Annotated in this window: 13 protein-coding genes; 6 read left to right on the top strand and 7 right to left on the bottom strand. The window is 74.5% G+C overall.

The genetic code is table 11. The features are described 5' to 3' along the window. Positions 1-74: 74 nt before the first annotated feature. Positions 75-1,253, top strand: a complete 1,179-nt coding sequence (locus HL663_RS04505; RefSeq protein WP_173027248.1) for an aggregation-promoting factor C-terminal-like domain-containing protein — start codon at positions 75-77, stop codon at positions 1,251-1,253. 76 nt (positions 1,254-1,329) lie between these two features. Next, positions 1,330-2,124, top strand: a complete 795-nt coding sequence (locus tag HL663_RS04500) for a class I SAM-dependent methyltransferase (RefSeq protein WP_173027247.1) — start codon at positions 1,330-1,332, stop codon at positions 2,122-2,124. Between the two features lie 218 nt (positions 2,125-2,342). Here the strand turns inward: HL663_RS04500 and HL663_RS04495 are convergent, their stop codons facing one another. Further along, a complete protein-coding gene (locus HL663_RS04495) occupies positions 2,343-3,188 on the bottom strand; it encodes an aldo/keto reductase (RefSeq protein WP_173027246.1) in 846 nt (281 codons plus the stop codon). Positions 3,189-3,293: 105 nt separating this feature from the next. Here HL663_RS04495 and HL663_RS04490 point away from each other — a divergent pair, with 105 nt between their 5' ends. The 3 genes from HL663_RS04490 to HL663_RS04480 all read left to right on the top strand — a co-directional run bounded on the left by HL663_RS04490 (position 3,294) and on the right by HL663_RS04480 (position 6,478). Beyond that, on the top strand, positions 3,294-4,412 hold the full coding sequence (locus tag HL663_RS04490) for an aminotransferase class V-fold PLP-dependent enzyme (protein WP_173027245.1): 1,119 nt from the start codon (positions 3,294-3,296) through the stop codon (positions 4,410-4,412). 80 nt (positions 4,413-4,492) lie between these two features. Continuing rightward, a complete protein-coding gene (locus tag HL663_RS04485) occupies positions 4,493-5,335 on the top strand; it encodes an alpha/beta fold hydrolase (protein ID WP_173027244.1) in 843 nt (280 codons plus the stop codon). Positions 5,336-5,443: 108 nt separating this feature from the next. Next, positions 5,444-6,478 (top strand): YncE family protein, encoded by a 1,035-nt coding sequence (locus HL663_RS04480; RefSeq protein WP_173027243.1) that lies wholly within the window; start codon positions 5,444-5,446, stop codon positions 6,476-6,478. Here HL663_RS04480 and HL663_RS04475 read toward each other — a convergent pair. From HL663_RS04475 to HL663_RS04465, 3 genes are all read right to left on the bottom strand, one after another. Next, positions 6,468-7,448 carry a GTP pyrophosphokinase gene (locus tag HL663_RS04475; RefSeq protein ID WP_286175930.1) on the bottom strand — a complete coding sequence of 327 codons (981 nt, stop codon included), beginning with the start codon at positions 7,446-7,448 and terminating at the stop codon, positions 6,468-6,470. The two genes, HL663_RS04480 and HL663_RS04475, sit on opposite strands and share 11 nt — an antisense overlap. Positions 7,449-7,853: 405 nt before the next feature. Further along, entirely contained in the window at positions 7,854-9,224 is a 1,371-nt protein-coding gene (gene dnaB, locus HL663_RS04470) for a replicative DNA helicase (RefSeq protein ID WP_173027241.1), read from the bottom strand. 398 nt (positions 9,225-9,622) lie between these two features. Continuing rightward, positions 9,623-9,898, bottom strand: a complete 276-nt coding sequence (locus HL663_RS04465) for a DUF2277 domain-containing protein (protein ID WP_173027240.1) — start codon at positions 9,896-9,898, stop codon at positions 9,623-9,625. Positions 9,899-9,994: 96 nt separating this feature from the next. Here HL663_RS04465 and HL663_RS04460 point away from each other — a divergent pair, with 96 nt between their 5' ends. Beyond that, positions 9,995-11,221 carry an acetyl-CoA hydrolase/transferase family protein gene (locus HL663_RS04460; RefSeq protein WP_173027239.1) on the top strand — a complete coding sequence of 409 codons (1,227 nt, stop codon included), beginning with the start codon at positions 9,995-9,997 and terminating at the stop codon, positions 11,219-11,221. 87 nt (positions 11,222-11,308) lie between these two features. Here the strand turns inward: HL663_RS04460 and HL663_RS04455 are convergent, their stop codons facing one another. From HL663_RS04455 to HL663_RS04445, 3 genes are all read right to left on the bottom strand, one after another. Continuing rightward, on the bottom strand, positions 11,309-12,676 hold the full coding sequence (locus tag HL663_RS04455) for an MATE family efflux transporter (protein ID WP_286175928.1): 1,368 nt from the start codon (positions 12,674-12,676) through the stop codon (positions 11,309-11,311). A gap of 112 nt (positions 12,677-12,788) precedes the next feature. Next, positions 12,789-16,112 (bottom strand): S8 family serine peptidase, encoded by a 3,324-nt coding sequence (locus HL663_RS04450; protein ID WP_173027238.1) that lies wholly within the window; start codon positions 16,110-16,112, stop codon positions 12,789-12,791. Between the two features lie 161 nt (positions 16,113-16,273). Then, a complete protein-coding gene (locus HL663_RS04445; protein ID WP_173027237.1) occupies positions 16,274-17,806 on the bottom strand; it encodes a gamma-glutamyltransferase in 1,533 nt (510 codons plus the stop codon). Positions 17,807-17,846 lie beyond the last annotated feature (40 nt).

Raw genomic sequence — 17,846 nt, 5'->3', positions numbered from 1 at the left:
CGCCTGTCGGCATCCTGAGGACGCCGGGGCCGTGGTGCTTCCGTGGCTGGTGTGGCGGGTGTGACACTGCGGGGATGACTGCCCGCCCGCGTGCCCGCACGATCGCCCGCGCGGCGGTCGTGGCACTGGCCCTCGCGCTGGCCGGCGCACCGGCGGCCCACGGAGACCGCCCCGTCGTGCCCGGCGCCGGCCAGGTGCGCGCGGCGCAGGCGGCCGCCGCGAGCGCCGACCGGGAGGCCGCCCGGCTCGCCGGCCAGCAGGCCGCCCTCGCCCGCGAGCTCACGACCCTCCAGCTCGGGGTCGCGCGCGCGGTCGACACGCAGCGCGCCGCCGAGCAGGACCTCGCGCGGGCCACCGCCCTCGCGCACAAGGCGGCCGACGACCTCGCCCGCGCCCGGGACGAGCAGGTGCAGGCCCACCGCGACGTCGCCGACGCCGCCTTCCGCGCCTGGACGAGCTCGGGCGAGATGAACGCCCTCGAGCTCGCCCTGACCGGCTCGCCCGAGTCGATGGCCGACGCCCAGGTCGTCCTCGACCTCCAGGGCCGCCGCACGAGCGCGGCGCTGTCGCGCGCCGCCGGTGCGGCCGCCGCCGGCACGGCCGAGTCGGCGCACCTCGACGCCGCGCGCGCCGAGCAGGCCGCTGCCACCGCGCGGGCGCAGGAGGCCCGAAAGGCGGCGGAGCGGGCCGAGGCCGCGGCCGCCGCCCGCGCGGCCGACCTCGCGGCCCGCGCGCAGGCCCTCGACGCCCGGGTCGCCGCCCTGCGGGCGCGTGCCGCCCGGCTCGCGACCCAGCGGGCCTCGGGGCTGCGCGCCCTCGCGCGGGCGAGGGCCCGCGCCGAGGCCGAGGCCAGGGCCCGGGCCGAGCGCGAGGCCCGCGCGGCGCGCGACCAGGCCGCGCAGCACGGCGGCTCGACCCCGGTCGTCGGCGGCGGGGGCGGCTCGCCCGCGAGCGCCCAGCGCACCGCCCGCTCGCTGCTCGGGGCGCACGGCTGGGGCGGCGACCAGTTCGGCTGCCTCGTCGACCTGTGGAACGGCGAGTCGGGGTGGAGCTGGAGCGCCACGAACCCCTCGTCGGGCGCGTACGGCATCCCGCAGGCGCTGCCGAGCTGGAAGATGGCGAGCGCCGGGTCGGACTGGCTGACCAACCCGACGACGCAGGTGCGCTGGGGGATGGAGTACATCCAGCGCGCGTACGGCTCGCCGTGCGCGGCCTGGGGTGCGTGGCAGGCGCGCTCGCCGCACTGGTACTGACCACCCCGCGGACACCCCCCGACCGCTCCGCGACCACCCCCTTGCCCGCGCCGGCCCGGCGGCGGACGGTGGGGTGATGGTGCCCTACACGCACGGCCACGCCGAGCCCGTCCTGCGCTCGCACCGCTGGCGCACCGCGCAGAACTCGGCCGCCCACCTGCTGCCGCGGCTGCGCCCGGGCCTGGACCTGCTCGACGTCGGGTCCGGGCCGGGCACGGTGACGGCCGACCTCGCCGCCCTCGTGGCGCCCGGGCGGGTGACGGCGCTCGAGACCGACGACGCCTCCCTGGCGCTGACCGCCGCCGAGCTGGGGCGCCGCGGGGTCGGGGCCGACCTCGTCGTCGGCGACGTCCACGACCTGCCCTTCCCCGACGGCTCGTTCGACGTCGTCCACGCCCACCAGGTCCTCCAGCACGTGGCCGACCCTGTGCAGGCGCTGCGCGAGATGCGCCGCGTCTGCCGGCCCGGCGGGGTCGTCGCGGCCCGGGACGCCGACTACGCCGCCTTCGCCTGGTGGCCCCGACCGGCCGGGCTCGACCGGTGGCTCGCGCTCTACCGGGAGGTCGCCCACGCCAACGGCGGCGAGCCGGACGCCGGTCGGCGGCTGCTCGGCTGGGCGCTGGCGGCGGGGTTCGAGGCACCCGAGGTGACGGCCTCGACGTGGTGCTTCGCCACGCCCGAGGACCGCGCCTGGTGGGGCGGCTCGTGGGCGGACCGCATCACCGGGTCACGGCTGGCCGACCAGCTGCTGCGCGAGCGGCGCTGCACCGAGGGTGAGCTCGAGGCCGTCGCGGCGGACTGGCGCCGCTGGGCCGACGCCCCCGACGGCTGGTTCACCGTCCTGCACGGCGACCTCCTCGCGACCCCCTGACCGCCGCGCCGCACCGCACACCTCGTCCCCCGCGTCACACGGGTATCGGGTGACCCGATACGGGTGCGCTGCACCCGGGAACCGTTCCGGGGTGAAGCGCGGTCGTATCGGGTGACCCGATACGCCTGAGGCGTCCCGGACCTGCCCGCGACCGCGCGAGGGCCCGGCTCCGTGGTGGAGCCGGGCCCTCGCGCGGTCGGTGACCCGTCAGCGAGCGGTCACTCGGGGACGTAGTCGAACTCGTCCGGGTTCGGGCCGGTGCGACCCTGCTCGCCCTGGTCGAGCGCCGAGATGCGCGAGACCTCGTCCGGGGTGAGCGAGAAGCCGAAGATCTCGAAGTTCTCGCGGATGCGCTCCGGCGTCACCGACTTCGGAAAGACGATGTCGCCGCGCTCGACGTGCCAGCGCAGCGTGACCTGCGCCGGGGAGACGCCCTTGGCCTGCGCGATCTCGGTGATGACCGGGTCGCCGAGGACCTTGCCCTGCGCGATCGGGGACCACGCCTCGGTCGCGATGCCGTGCTCGGCGTCGGCGGCGCGGACGGCCTCGTTGGTGAAGTACGGGTGCACCTCGACCTGGTTGACGGCCGGGATCACGCCGGTCTCGTCGACGATGCGCTGCAGGTGCGCGGGCTGGAAGTTCGAGACGCCGACGGACGCGGCGCGCCCGTCCTCGACGAAGGAGGCCATCGTGCGCCACGTCGAGACGTAGTCGCCGTCGTAGAGCGTCGGCAGCGGCCAGTGGATGAGGAAGAGGTCGATCTTCTCGAGGCCGAGCTTCTCGAGGGTCTCGCCGAAGGCGCGCTGCGCATCCTCGGGACGGTGGAAGCCGTTGTTGAGCTTGGAGGTCACGTAGATCTCGTCGCGCGGGATGCCGGAGGTGCGGATGGCCTCGCCGACCCCCGCCTCGTTGCCGTACATCTGCGCGGTGTCGATGTGGCGGTAGCCGATCTCGAGGGCGCGCGTGACGGCCTCTGCGGTGTCCGACGGCTCGATCTGGAACACCCCGAAGCCGAGCTGGGGGATGGTCGTGCCGTCGTTGAGCGTGATGCTGGGAACGGTCATGCAGGGTCCAGCAGACGAACGGCCGTGACTATTCCTGCTGGTCCGGGTGTGGAAGTCGTGGCGCTTTGGCGCGCAGGAGGGGGTCGGCCACGCGAGGATGTGCGCATGGACCGACGGGACGACTACACCTTGGCCCGCGGCCGCACCTTCCTCAACCACGGCTCGTTCGGGGCCACGCCGGCCGCGGTGCTCGACGCCGCGCGGGCGGTCCGGGAGGAGGCCGAGGCCGACTACCCGGACTTCTACCACCACCGCCTCTTCCCCCAGCTGGACGCCGCCCGCCGCGAGGTGTGCGCCCACCTCGGCGTGCCCGCCGACCGCGGGGTGTTCGTCCGCAACGCGACGACGGCCATGCAGACGGTCGTCGACCACCTGGCCCTGCGCACCGGCGACCACGTCCTCGTCACCAGCCGCGAGTACGAGGCGACGGTCGCGCTCATGGGCGTGCTCGCGGCGCGGGGGGTCGACGTCGAGGTCGTCGACGGGCGCCACGAGGGCCTCGTCGAGCGGCTCCTCGAGGCGTGCGGCCCGCGGACGCGCGCCGTCGTCGTCAGCCACGTCACCTCGCCGTGGTCACAGGTCAACGAGGTCGACCGCCTCTCCGCGGAGCTGTCGCCGCGCGGCGTCGCCACCGTCGTCGACGGCGCGCACACGGCCGGCCAGCTGACGATGCCCGTGCGCCGGCCCGGTGTCTACGTCTGCCTGACGCTCCACAAGTGGCTGCACCTGCCCAAGGGCGCCGGCTTCCTCGTCGTGCCCGACGACGCCGCCGCCGACCTGCGCCCCGTCGTCACGAGCTGGTACACGCAGTCGGAGTCGCTGACCGAGCGGTTCGCCTGGGGCGGGACCGACGACGTCGTGGCGCACCTCGTCGCTCCGGTGGCCCTCGCGTACCACCGCGGGCTGCTCGACGACGGGCTGGCCGACCACTGGGAGAAGCTGACCGCCCACGCCGAGACGCTCCTGCTCGGCCTGCACGGCACCACCGTCCTGGCCCCGGCGCCGCGCTCGCCCGCCATGGTCGCCGTCGGGCTGCCGCCGGTCGACCCCGAGGAGGCGCTGCGCCGGATGCACGCCCGCGGCGTCGACCTCTGGTGCGCGGGCACCGACGAGGGGCCCGTGCTCCGACTGTCGGTCGCGCCCTACACGACCCCGGAGGACGTCGACCACGGCGTGGGCGTCCTCGAGGAGGTCCTCGCCGGGATGCCGTGGGCGCCGGCCTGACCCCCGCGCGGGGGTAACCCGGTTGCCCCCGGCCGACCGACGGCGTTGACTCGCCGGATGACGTCATCCGGAGGTCGAGCATGCCGCTGAGCGACCGGTCCATCGCCTACGAGCGCGCCGGCCGGCCCGGCGCCCCGACCGTCGTGCTGCTCCATGCCGGGGTCGCCGACCGCCGGATGTGGGACCCCGTCTGGGAGGACCTCACCGCGTCGCTCGACGCCGTCCGGCTCGACCTGCGCGGTGTCGGCGAGTCCGACACCCCGCCGGACGGGGCGATCGGCCATCGGGACGACGTGGTGGCCCTCCTCGACGAGCTGTCCGTCGCCTCCTGCCACCTCGTCGGCGCGTCCTTCGGGGCCGGGGTCGCGGCGGAGGTGGCCCTCGCGCGGCCCGGGCTCGCGCAGTCGGTCGTGCTGGCGCCGCCGGGCGGCAGCCTCCTCGTGACGATGACCGACGACCTGCGCGCCTTCGTCGAGGGCGAGCGCGCCCTCCTCGGCGCCGACGACCTCGACGGCGCCGTCGCGCTCAACGTCGCGACGTGGCTCGTCGGGCCCGGTCGCCGGGAGGACGAGGTCGCGCCGGCCCTGCGCGACGCCGTCGCACGGATGCAGCGCCGCGCCTTCGAGGTCGAGGGCCTGCTCGGCGACGCGGAGGTCGACGAGCCCGACCCCCCGGCCGCCGAGCGGCTGGCCGAGCTGCGCGTCCCCGTCCTCGTGCTCGTCGGCGACCACGACCTCGCGACCGTCCACGACGCGGCGGACCGGGTGGTGGCGGAGGTCCCGGACGCGGGGCGCGTCGACTGGGCCGACGCCGCCCACCTGCCCTCGATGGAGCACCCCCGGCGCTTCGCCCGGCTGCTGCGCGAGTGGGTGGAGCGCGTCGACGCCGCCGCAGCGTCCGCATCCGGCGCCGACGGGGGCTGACCCCGTCCCGGGGACGCCGGCCGACGCGGCCCGGCGAGGGTGCACGCGACCGCGGCCAGCCGGGTCCCCCGGGCCGACCGCGGGCGCGGCTGGGGCAGACTCGAGCCGGTGAGCCCCTCCCGCGCCGTCGGCCGCCGCCTCGCCCTGACCACGGGCCTCGCCGGTGTCGCGGTCCTCGTCGCCGGCTGCTCGGGCGGGGACGAGCCAAAGCCCACCGCGGACCACCACGCGCGCGGCGGCGCCGGGGCCGAGCCGGCCCTCGCCCCCACCCCGACGGTCGAGCCGGCCGGCCGGGTCGTGCCCGTCGGCTACTCGCCCGAGGGCATCGTCCTCGACCCCGCGAGCGGCCTGCTCGCCGTCGGGGTCCGCAGGCCCGACCGGCTGGTGCTGCTCGACCCCGCCACGCTCGCCGTCCGGCGCACCGTGACCGTCCCGGGCACCGTGCGCCACCTGGGCCTCACCGCCGGGGGCGGGACGGTGCTCGTGGCCAACGAGGCCGCCGACGAGCTCGTCGAGGTCGACACCGCGACCGGCCGCACCCGGACGACCCCGGTCGGTCACGTCCCCCACGACGCCACCGGGGCCGAGGGCGGCGACCTCCTCGTCGGCGACGAGTTCAGCGGGTCAATGAGCGTCGTCCGTGACGGCCGGGTCGTCCACACCTTCGACGACATGCGCCAGCCCGGCGGGGTCGTCGCCGACGGCCGCACGGCGCTGGCCGTCGACGTCGCCGACTGGTCGGTCACGAGCTACGACCTCGACGCGATGACCCGGGTCGCCCGCGTGCCCGCCGGCGAGGGCCCGACGCACGGCATCCTCGCGCGGCCGGGGCTGCTGGCGGTCGCCGACACCCGCGGCGACGCGCTGCTGCTGTTCTCGGTGACCCCGCTGCGCCCCGTCGGGTCGCTGGCGCTCGCCGGGAGCCCGTACGGCCTCGCCGCCGACGAGCGCGGCGGGCTCGTCTGGGTGACGCTGACCGCGCGCAACGAGGTCGTCGGCGTCGACGTCACGGGGTCGAGCCCACGCGAGGTCGCGCGCTACCCCACGGTGCAGCAGCCGAACACCGTGGCCGTGGAGCCCGGCTCGCGGACCCTCTGGGTCGCCAGCCGCACCGACGGCACGGTGCAGCGCATCACGCGGTGAGGCGGGCCGCCCGCGCGGCGAGGGAGTCGTGCCGGTGGGCGTTGCCGTGCAGGGCGAGGTAGCGCTCGCCGAAGCGCGCGAGGAGGTCGTCGTCGAGCCGTCGGACGGCACCCGGCGGGTAGCGGTAGTCCATCGCCGCCGTCACCGCGGCGCTGTCGATGGCGCGCAGGGTCTCGCTCAGCTCGTCGAGCGAGGCGATGCCCAGCTCCAGGAGGAGGCCGGCGATCCACTCGTAGTGGTCGGTGCGCGACCAGCCGGCGCTGGAGTACCGGCCGGCGAGGAAGGTCGCGAGCTCCTGGGGGCTGATCCGGGGGTCGAGCTCGTCGCCGGCGTCGACCCCGCTCGTGCCGAAGCCCGCCTGGAGGCGGTCGCGGATGGTCTGGAACTCTCGGTCGGCCAGCTCGAGCAGGCCGGCGGCGAGGGTGAAGCGGCGGTCGAGGTCGGGCACCTGCTCCGGCGGGACCGTCCCCTTGTAGCGGATGTCGTGCTCGAACTCGGCCCACGCGTGCTGTAGCACGGTCCGCAGCTGGACCGAGGCGCACAGCAGGGGCTCGTACGCGGCGCCCGGCGCGGTCGAGCGCGTGACGAGCAGGTGGCGGCTCGCGTACCCGAAGCGGCCCGCAGCGGCGGTCTCGACGCCGAGGTCGCGGTCGTCGAGGACGGTGAAGTGCTCGGCGAGGAGGTCGGCGACGGCGTCGATGTCGCGCTGGACGTAGGTGATGACGCGCACGCCGACCTGGTCGGTCACGGCGACGAGCGGGTCGGCGGCCGAGTCGTCCACGAGCACGCCGCGCGCCTTGGCCGCGAACGAGGCGACCGACTTCGTGCGCCCGGTGACGCTGAGGTAGTTGATGCCGGCCTCGTCGATCGTCGCGGCGACGTCGGCGACGAACTGCTCGGTCGCGGGCACCAGCTGCGGGCGGGCGGCCGCGTACCCGGCCACGGCGCGGTCGACGTGACGCAGGGACATGCCGCCCACTGTCCCACGCCGAGCGCCCCCACCACCCGACCGACGCCGCCCGCCCGGCACACCCACCCCACTGATTGCGAGTTGCGCCGCCGACCACCCGAGGCTCAGCACCCCACTGATTGCGAGTTGTGCCGCCGACACGCGGCACCGACGGTGCGTCGAGCGGCGGAACTCGCAACAAGAAGTCGGCTCCGCAGCGACCGATTGCCCATCCGCCACCTCTCGACCCCCGGAACCGGCCCCCACAGGTGGCAGATGCGCAAGAAGTCGGCTCGCGAGGCCCCGCGGACTCGACCGAGCCGACCACCCGGCCACCCGGGGCTCAGCACCCCTCTGATTGCGAGTTGTGCCGCCGACACGCGGCATCGACGGCGCGTCGAGCGGCGGAACTCGCAACAAGTCGGGTCAGAAGCCGCCGTCGCGCGCCATGTTGTTGAAGCGGGAGTAGTGACCCTGGAAGGCCAGGACGAGGTCGGCGGTCGGCCCGTTGCGGTGCTTGGCGACGATGACGTCGGCCTCGCCCTCGCGCTCGGGGTCGGAGCGGTCGCGGTGCAGGAGGATGACGAGGTCGGCGTCCTGCTCGATCGAGCCCGACTCACGCAGGTCCGACATCTGCGGGCGCTTGTCGGTGCGCTGCTCGGGGCCACGGTTGAGCTGGCTGACCGCGATGACCGGCACCTCGAGCTCCTTGGCGAGCAGCTTGAGCGCTCGCGAGAACTCCGCCACCTCCTGCTGGCGCGACTCGACCTTCTTGCCGCTCGTCATCAGCTGGAGGTAGTCGATGACGATGAGCTTGAGGTTGTGCTGCTGCTTGAGCCTGCGCGCCTTGGCCCGGATCTCCATGAGCGACATGTTCGGGCTGTCGTCGATGAACAGCGGGGCGTCCGAGATCTTGCCCATGATGCGGGCGAGCTTGGTCCACTGCTCCTGGTTCTTCAGGCCGCGGCGCAGGTCCTGGAGCTGGATGGTCGCCTCGGCCGAGAGGATGCGCATCGTGATCTCGGTGCGGCTCATCTCGAGGGAGAACACCGCCGCGGCCATGCCGTGCTTGATCGCGGCCGCACGGACGATGTCGATGCCGAGCGTGGACTTGCCGACGGCCGGGCGGGCCGCGACGACGATCATCTGGCCGGGGTGCAGGCCGTGGGTCAGCGCGTCGAGCTCGAGGAAGCCGGTCGGGACGCCGATGAGGTCGTCGGTGCGCCCGGAGGCGGCCTCGATCTCCTCCATCGTCTCGTTGAGCAGCTCGCCGAGCGCGTGGTAGTCCTCGCCGCCGCGCTTCTCGGCGACCGAGTAGACCTCGGCCTGGGCGCGGTTGACGATGTCGTCGATGTCGCCCTCGCCCTGCGCGTACCCCATCTGGACGATGCGCGTCCCGGCCTCGACGAGCCGGCGCAGCACCGCCCGCTCGTGGACGATCTCGGCGTAGTAGCCGGCGTTGGCCGCGGTCGGCACCGACTGGATCAGCTGGTGGAGGTAGGCCTGCCCGCCGACGCGGGTCAGGTCGCCGCGCTTGGAGAGCTCGTCGGCGACGGTGATGGCGTCGGCCGGCTCGCCGCGGCCGAAGAGGTCGAGGACCGCGTCGAAGATCGCCTCGTGGGCCGGCCGGTAGAAGTCGTGGCCCTTGACCTCCTCGAGGCAGTCCGCGATCGCGTCCTTGTCGAGGAGCATCGACCCGAGGACGGACTGCTCGGCGTGGAGGTCCTGCGGGGGGACGCGCTCGTCCGGGCGCTCGGTGGGAGCCGAGAAGGCCTCGCTCAGCTCCGCGATGCTCACCCGTGCTCCCCTTTCCGGGACCGACTCCGGCGACCCCGACCGGGCCGCCTCTGCGACGTCCGTCGGCGTGGTCACCACCCCACCAGAAGGCACCGACACCGGGACGTCCGAGTCACCGTAGGACCTGCCCCCACCGACCACCAAGCCGGAGCGGACCCCACCGCCGACCGGCTGGGGACAACCTGTGGACCGGGTGGGGAAAACGCCGGTCGGAGTTGTGCACCGTCGGTGGACAACCCTGTGGACGAGGCTCCCAGCACCCGTCCAGCACCCTGCTGACCTGCACGTTCGCCGTCCACCGGATGTGCACGGCAGAAAGTTTCGGGCGTGTCACGGTCCACAGGAGGGATGAGGCACCTGCATCAGGCGGGTTCGCCCGCCACGCCCCGACCCGGCGCTCAGCCGGTGCGGCCGTAGCGCTCCGCCGACCGGGCGCGGGCCCGCGCGGCCTCGACCTCGCGGTCCTTGGGCGGGGCCTGCGTCACGAGGGCGTCGAGGAGGTGCGCGGTGGCGTGCGCGACCTCGTCGACGGCCCGCGCGAAGGCCTCGGCGTTGGCCTGCGACGGCTTCGTCGACCCGCTGACCTTGCGGACGTACTGGAGCGCGGCGGCGCGCACCTCGTCGGAGGTGGCGGGGGGCTCGAAGTTGTGGAGCTGGCGGATGTTGCGGCACATGCCCTCCACGCTAGGCGGGACACCGCGTGGCCGGAAGGGGTCAGGAGAGCCTCACCTGCCGTGTGCGCGACCGCCGCGGGGGCCATGATGGGAGTCGTGCGGACAGTCACCCTCGACCAGCTCGGCCGCCACCTCGCCGCCCTCCCGGGCGTCCCCCGCGTCGTCGTCTCCGGCAACGTCGCGGTGCCCTGGGAGGCCGTCCGGGTCCTCGACGAGGGCCGGGAGGAGTACGTCCTCCACGCCCTCAACGCGCCGCCGGGCATCCCGGACCGGCCGGGCGTCACCGCCGAGACGTGCTTCGTCGGCGGGGGCATGCGCCGGCACTCGAACCTCTCCTACGTCCCGAGCCGCCTCTCGCTCGTGCCGGTGCTCTACGGCGGGCCGCTCGCGCCGGACGTCGTCATCGTCCACTGCGCCCCGCCGCGCGACGGGATGCTCTCGCTCGGCATCGAGGTCAACGTGCTCCCGGCGGCCATCGACGCCTGCCGCGCCCGCTCCGGCCTCGTAGTGGCCGTCGTCAACGACCGGATGCCCTACACCGGTGGCGACGCGCTGCTCGCGACCGAGTCGGTCGACCTCGCCGTCGAGGTCTCCTCCGCGCTGCCGACGCACCAGCCGCTCGTGCCGGACGACGACAGCCAGCTGATCGGCGAGCGCATCGCCGCCCGCGTCCCCGACGGCGCCACCATCCAGGCGGGCATCGGCGGCATCCCGGACGCGACGATCGGGGCGCTGACCGGGCGCCGCGGCCTGCGGGTCTGGACCGAGATGTTCTCCGACGGCGTCGTCGCCCTCGACCGGGCCGGCGCGCTCGACGCGGAGCACCCGCTGACGACCTCGTTCCTCTTCGGCTCGCAGGACCTCTACGACTGGGTCGACGGCAACCCGCGGGTGCGGATGACCCGGACCGAGACGACGAACGACCCCGGGCTCATCGCCCGGCAGCGCCGGATGACCTCGGTCAACTCCGCGCTCGAGGTCGACCTCTTCGGGCAGGCCAACGCCTCGCGCATCGACGCCCGCATCCACTCCGGCTTCGGCGGGCAGACCGACTTCGTCGTCGGGGCGCTGCACTCGCCGGGCGGGCAGTCGTTCATCGCGCTGCGCTCGTGGCACCCGAAGGCGAACTGCTCCACCGTCGTCCCCCTCCTCGACGAGCCGGTGACGAGCGTGCAGCAGACGGCCGTCGTCACCGAGCAGGGCGCTGCCGAGCTCTTCGGCTACGACCAGCGCGGGCAGTGCCGCCACATCATCCGCGACGCCGCCCACCCCGACGTGCGCGAGGAGCTGTGGGAGGAGGCGCGCGCGCTCGGGCTCGCCTGAGCTGCACCACTCCCCCGCCGCGAACGTGTGTGGACTCGCCGGACTTCCCCGGCGTGTTCACACAGGTTCGCAGGCAGCGGACGAGCGTCAGCGGGCCGCGCCGGTGACCATCCACCGGTCGGTGCGCACGCGCAGCCAGAGCAGCGTGCCGCGCACGGCCATGAACGCCGTGAACGCCAGCCACAGCCAGATGAGCGCGTGCTCCTGCCCGAGGACGCTGCCGCCCTCGAGGAGCCAGTCGCCCGCCGCGCGCACGCCGAGCGCCACCGGGACGTAGGCCGCGAGGGTGCCGACCATGGCGACGGCGAGCCAGCGCCCGTCGCCCGCGCCGATGAGCACGCCGTCGACGACGAAGACGAAGCCCGAGAGCGGCTGCTGGAGCGCGACGACGGTCAGCCCCGCGGCGACGGCCGCCTGGACCGCGGGGTCCGGCGTGAACCAGGCGCCGACCCACGGTCGGACGGCGAGGACGAGCAGCCCGAGCACGACGCCGCCGAGGACGCCCCAGCGCACCATGAGCCGGGTCGCGACCCGGGTGCGCGCGAGGTCGCCCGCCCCGAGGGTGCGCCCGGTGATGGCCTGCGCGGCGATCGCCAGGGCGTCGAGGGCGAAGACGAGGAAGGACCACAGCGTCGCGGTCACCTGGTACGCGGCCAGGGGCACGTCACCGAAGCCGGCGCCGACCCACGTCGTGAGGAGCAGCACCGCGCGCAGGGCCAGCGTGCGGACGAGGAGCGGCACCCCGCCCCGGGCGGCCGCGAGCACCCGGCCGGGGTGCGCCCGCAGCGGCAGCCGCGTCCGGCGCGCCTCGCGGACGAGCACGGCGCCGAGCGCGAGGGCCATCCCCCACTGGGCGATGACGGTGCCCCAGGCAGACCCGGCGATGCCCCAGCCGAGCCCGTGGACGAACCAGACGTTGAGCAGGGCGTTGGCACCGAAGCCGCCGACGGCGACGACGAGCGGGGTGCGGGTGTCCTGCAGGCCGCGCAGCACGCCGGTCGTCGCGAGGACGACGAGCATCGCGGGGAGCCCGACGGCCGACACGGCGAGGTACGTGCTCGCCTCGTCGACGACCCGCGCCGAGGCACCGAAGGCCCCCGACAGGTCCCGCGCGAAGAGCGCGACGAGCAGGGCGGTCGGGACGCCGAGCCCGACCGCGAGCCAGGTGCCGTCGAGCCCGGCCGACACCGCGCCCTCGCGGGAGCCCGCCCCGAGCCGGCGCGCGACGACGCTCGTCGTCCCGTAGGCGAGGAAGACGAACACGTTGGCGGCCGTGAGGAGGACGGCGCTCGCGACCCCGAGCCCGGCCAGGGGCTCGACGCCCAGCCGGCCGACGATCGCGGAGTCGACGAGGAGGAAGAGGGGCTCGGCGACGAGGGCGAGGAACGCGGGGACCGCCAGCCGCAGCACCTCGCGGTGCTGGGACGGGGAGGTGTCCTCAGGCGTCGCGCTCACCCCGGCACTCTCGCACGGGAACCGGGCCGGCGCGCCCGGCGGTCCGCGCGCCCCCCGCACGCGGAAGGGCCCCGCGGGACGTACCCGCGGGGCCCTCCGTGCGACGCGTGCGTCAGCTCTGCGCCGGAGCCGAGACGAGCACCGAGCCCGTCCCGAGAACCGCACCCTCCGGGGAGAGCAGGTTCATCTCACCGAACAGCTGGCGACCGTTGCCGGCCGCGGCGTCGGGCGAGATGGCCCCGTTGACCGTGACCGTGGCCCCACCCGCGAGGGTGACCGAGCCGGACGGCACGTCGAGCGTGCCGAGGGCCGGGCTGAAGAACACGTCGCGGTAGTCGAACTGCGTCGTGCCCGCCGGGACCGCGTAGCCGTCGATCTCGACGGTGTAGGTGCCGGGCGCCGGGTTGGCGATCGAGACCGCCTCCTCCGAGTCACCGTCGGCCGACTGGGCCACCTGGTTGCCGTCGGCGTCGAAGACCGTGAGGTCCAGGTCGGCGCTGAGGTCCGAGGTGTTCCCGATCGCCGCGTCGAGGCGGGTCGCACCCTGGGGCACGACGACCTCGTACGACGCGGTGTCGCCCTCGGCGATGGTCGCGCGCTCGGCGTGGGCCGAGCCGAGCGAACCGCCGCGCGGGGTGACCGTGACCGGACCGAAGTCGTTCTTCACGGTCCAGGAGACCGGGGTCGACTCACCGACGGGGGCGTCGACGGTCTGGGTCTCCGGGTCGACCGTGAGGCCCTGGACGGCCGCGGTCAGCACGAACGGGTTGTCGAGGAACGGCGAGGTGCGCCGCGACTCGACGAGCAGCTCCCACACGCCCGGGATCGGGTTGGCGTAGGCCCGGGACTGCGGCTTGCAGACCGACGGGTCGCTGTAGTTCGTGTAGCAGTTCGGCGTCGAGGTGCTGTCGACCGGGACGCCGTACGGGTTGAACGCGATCCAGCGGACCTGGCTCTTCGTGGCGATGCCCGACAGGTTGACCTGGAACGCCTTGGCGCCCTCGGGGACCGTGACGAACACGCGCTTGAAGAGGTTGCGCTGCACCGAGCCCCGCGTGACCGTCGAGTACGACGGCTTGGCGACGTCCTGCGACGCGACGACGGCGAGCATGATCCGGTGGTCGACGAGCTTGGTCGTCGGGTCGTCGATCTCGAGGATCGCCGAGTGCAGGCCGGTCGTGCGGGCCTTCATCGTCACCGGGATGCGTGCCTCGGTGCCGCGGTTGATCGACACGCTCGACTGCGCCGAGAAGGTGCCGTCGTTGCCGATGATCCGGACGTTGTGCTTGATCGCCTTGCCCGAGCCCGTGGAGCGGGTGACCTTGACCGTGTAGGTCTTGGCCTTGTTGACCGACAGGCCGCCCTTGGTCGCGGGGCAGTCGAGGTACAGACCGGTGCCGCGCTTCGGGGTGACGAGGAAGTCCGCGAGGGCCGTGCAGACCGCGGCCGAGGTGGAGTACTCACCACGGACGGTCGGCTTGGCCTTGAGCAGCGCCCAGGCGCCGGGGACGTCGGCCTGACCGGTGCCCTGGCCGACCGCCTCGAGCGACTTCTGGTAGTCGGCGCTCGTGTACATCGACTCGCGCAGCTGCTTCGGCGTGATCGGCGTCTTGGTCTGGAAGCCGGCCGAGAGCAGGAGCGCGGCGGCGCCGGCGGCCTGCGGGGAGGCCATCGAGGTGCCGTTGAACATCGCGTACCCGACGGGCAGCTCGTAGCCGGCCTCGGCGAGGTCGGGCTGCTTGAGCCACTGCGGCACGGTCGAGATCGCCGAGCCCGGGGCCATGATGTTCGGCTTGAAGCCACCGTCCTCACGCGGACCGCGCGAGGAGTAGTTGTGCAGCGCGAGCTTGCTCGAGACCTCCGAGCCGTAGTTCGCGAGCCAGGTCTCCTTGGAGACCGAGGAGGCGACGCTCACGACGTCGGTCGCGACCGAGGGGTCACCGACCGTGTTGATGCCCGCGCCGGAGTTGCCGGCCGAGATGAACAGCTGGACGCCGTAGACGTCGATGAGCCGGTTGTAGAGCTCGGCCCGCGCGTTCGCGCCGTCGTTGAGGGCCGGGAGGCCACCGATCGACATGTTGACGACGTCGACGCCGCGGTTGGCGACGAGGTCGACCATGCCGTCGGTCAGCGCCGCGTTGGTGCAGCCGCCACCCCAGGTGCAGGCCCGCGAGGAGACGACCTTGGCGCCGGGCGCCTGGCCGTCCATCGCGCCGCCGAAGAGGCTGTGGCCGGCCGCGATGCCCGCGACGTGCGAGCCGTGGGCGTCCTCGACGATGCCGATGTTGACGTAGTCGGCCTTCTGGCCGACGTAGGGACCGCCGTAGGGGCTGAGGTCGACGTCCTCGCGGTACTCGACGACGAACGGCATGCTCTCGACGATGTCCGTGTCGGGGTCGTCGGTGCCGAAGTGGCCCACGTCGTACTTCTCGTTGTACGGGCGCATCAGCTCGTCGTCCGAGAAGACGTTGTCCTGGTTGGCGTCGACCCAGATGTCGTGGGTGTCGGCGTCGTAGAGGATCCCGAACCGGTCGGTGGTGTCGCCGTCGCGGTTGACGTCGCCGCCGGGCTCGCTCGCCGCGGTGATGGACTCCGAGAAGCGGTTGTAGAGGAAGGTCCCGCTCTTGGGGGCCGTCCAGGTCTGCTCGCTCGCCTCGAAGGTCGGGTCGGCCTCGACCTCGGTGAGCATCGGGCGCCAGGTGGCGTCGTCGTCGAAGATCGGGTCGGTGGCCGTCACCCAGTCGACGATCTTGCGCTCGCCGGTGGAGGTCGTGGCCAGGGCCGGGTGGTCGAGGTCGACACCCGAGTCGAGGACACCGATGGTCACCCCGCGGCCGTCCCACTTCGGGTTGGCCTTCTTGAACGTCGTCGAGCCCGTCTCGCGGGTCGGCATGTACGGGTTGGCGTCCGGCGTGGACTTCCCGGGCGCGGCGACCGCCTTGGCGGCGCCGGCCTTGCCCTCGGTCCCCGGGGCGGGGAGCTTGACCGACTCGTCGAGGTCGACGGCGCGGACCTTGGCCAGGGCCGCGACACCGGGAACGGCCTTGGTGGGCACGCTCGCCCGCACGTAGCCGACCTTGTCGTTGGTCATGCCGACGAACCCGCCCTGCGCGCGGATGGAGGCGGCGACCTGCTTGGTCGTGCCCTTGTCGACGGCGAGGATCAGCGTGACCCGCTTGGTGCCGGCCGACTGGGCCTTCTCGAGCAGCTGCACGTCGTGCTGGCCGAGCTTCTTCTCGGTCGTGGACGCCGAGGGCGTCTCCTTGACCTCGGTCTTCTGGAGAGTGGCCTGGGGGGCCTTCTCCCGGAGGGCGCCCGGGTCGCCGGGCCCCTTCGCGACGGCGCCTGCCGCTCCGAACGAGCCCGTGGTCAGGGCCGCGGCGGCCAGGCCGGCGAGCGCGACGCGCCCCGACCTGTGGGTGAGGGGATGTCTCATCGGTGTCCTGTTCTTCCCCGCGACGCACTCTGCCTGCGTCTGAACAACGGTGGCGACAGGCAACCACGGATCCGTCCGCAGGGGAATAGGCGGCGCGGAACCCGTTGCGTTCTTTGCCAACTGCTGACCTTCGGGCCACGAGGCCACCCGAGGGCGTCAGGTCAGGAGGTGCCGAGCACCGCCACCGCGGCCTCGCGCCGCGGGTCGCCCGCGGCGCTGAGGACACCGTCCTCGTGGCGGTAGGCGGCGCCGACGCCACCGAAGTACATCGAGCGTGCGCCGTGGTCGGTGGCGGCCAGCCCGGCCCGGTGGATCGCCGCGCTGATGGCCGGGTCCGACTCGTGCTCGACGACCGGCCGTCCGCCCGCGTCGAAGCGCACGTGGAGGCGCGGCGCCTCGATGGCGGTCGTCAGGTCCGCGCCGTGGAGGCAGCCCTGCCCGAGCACCTGCATGAGCGCGGTCGTGATGCGGTCGGCGCCCGGCGAGCCGACGGCGATGACCCGGCCGTCCGCCGTGCGACCGGTCGTCGGTGCCATGTTCGACGCGAGGCGGGTGCCCGGCGCGAGCGCGTGCAGGCCCAGCCGGTTCAGCTCGGGCTCCCCGAGCGCGTTGTTGAGGAGCATCCCGGTGCCCGGCACCGTGACACCCGCGCCGTAGCCGGCGGACACCGTGACGGCACAGGCGAGCCCGTCGGCGTCGACCGCCGAGACGTGCGCCGTCGAGGCCGACGTCGGCAGGCCGGCGAGGCCGTGCCGGTCGACCGAGGAGAGCAGGGCGTGGCCCGCCGCGTCGAGGTCCGGCGAGACGTCGTGCACCTCGAGCCGGTAGCGCAGTACCGCGAGCTGCACCGCCAGCACGTCGTCCCAGTCGTAGGAGCCACGGCGGGCGAGCTCGCCGAGCATCACCGCGAGCATCGGGCCGCCCACGGAGGGAGGCGGGTTCGCGGCGAGGTCCCAGTCGCCGACCGTGCGGCGCACCGGCTCGCGCTCGAGCACCCGGTAGGCGGCCAGGTCGTCGGCCGTGACGAGCCCGCCGTGCGCGGCCATGTCGGCCACCATCGCCCGGCCGACCTCGCCGGTCGTGAGCACGCGGGCGCCGTCGCGGCCGACGAGCTCGAGGACGTCGGCGAGCAGGCCGTTGGTCGTGACGTCACCGGCCCGCAGCGGGGTGCCGTCCGGGCGGGTCACGACACCGTGGGCCTCGGGGTCCCGGCCGAAGAGACTGCCCGCGACGAAGCCGAGGTAGCGCGCGGCCGCACCGCCCATCGGGTAGCCGTCGCGGCAGGCGGCGGCGGCCGGGGCGACGACGTCGGACCAGCCCGCCCGTCCGAAGCGGGTCACGACGTCCTCGCACGCGGCGGCGGCGCCGGGGGTCGCGACCGACCCGTGACCGGCGAACATCGTCACGCCGCCCCCGTACTCCGTGTACACCTCGCGCACACCGCCGCCGAACGCCTCGTGGGGCAGGCCGCGCCCCGGCATCTCGACGGTGCCGTCGACGAGCACCGGCTCGGCGCCCGGCGCCCAGACCGACACGAAGGCACCGCCGCCGAGCGAGACGATGCCGGGCTCCGTGGCCATCGCGGCGAGCGCCGCGGCGACGGCGACGTCGACGGCGTTGCCGCCCGCGTCGGCCAGGGCCCGGCCCGCCGCGAGCGACACCGGACCGGTCGCCGCCAGCGCCACCTCACCCATGGAGCGGCATCCTGCCACCGGCTCCCCCGCTCGCGTCGCC

The sequence above is a fragment of the Arthrobacter sp. NEB 688 genome, assembly GCF_013201035.1.
GTDB lineage: Bacteria > Actinomycetota > Actinomycetes > Actinomycetales > Dermatophilaceae > Phycicoccus.
Note: the sequence above shows the minus strand (reverse complement) of the source record. Positions and strands in the feature narration are given on the sequence as shown.

Bases quoted from the DNA above. Each gene is read 5' to 3' on its own strand.
- HL663_RS04485 (WP_173027244.1), top strand. From the start codon at position 4,493: ATGCCGCTGAGCGACCGGTCCATCGCCTACGAGCGCGCCGGCCGGCCC.
- HL663_RS04500 (WP_173027247.1), top strand. From the start codon at position 1,330: ATGGTGCCCTACACGCACGGCCACGCCGAGCCCGTCCTGCGCTCGCAC.
- HL663_RS04445 (WP_173027237.1), bottom strand. From the start codon at position 17,806: ATGGGTGAGGTGGCGCTGGCGGCGACCGGTCCGGTGTCGCTCGCGGCG.
- HL663_RS04490 (WP_173027245.1), top strand. From the start codon at position 3,294: ATGGACCGACGGGACGACTACACCTTGGCCCGCGGCCGCACCTTCCTC.
- HL663_RS04465 (WP_173027240.1), bottom strand. From the start codon at position 9,898: ATGTGCCGCAACATCCGCCAGCTCCACAACTTCGAGCCCCCCGCCACC.
- HL663_RS04505 (WP_173027248.1), top strand. From the start codon at position 75: ATGACTGCCCGCCCGCGTGCCCGCACGATCGCCCGCGCGGCGGTCGTG.
- HL663_RS04495 (WP_173027246.1), bottom strand. From the start codon at position 3,188: ATGACCGTTCCCAGCATCACGCTCAACGACGGCACGACCATCCCCCAG.
- HL663_RS04450 (WP_173027238.1), bottom strand. From the start codon at position 16,112: ATGAGACATCCCCTCACCCACAGGTCGGGGCGCGTCGCGCTCGCCGGC.
- HL663_RS04475 (WP_286175930.1), bottom strand. From the start codon at position 7,448: ATGTCCCTGCGTCACGTCGACCGCGCCGTGGCCGGGTACGCGGCCGCC.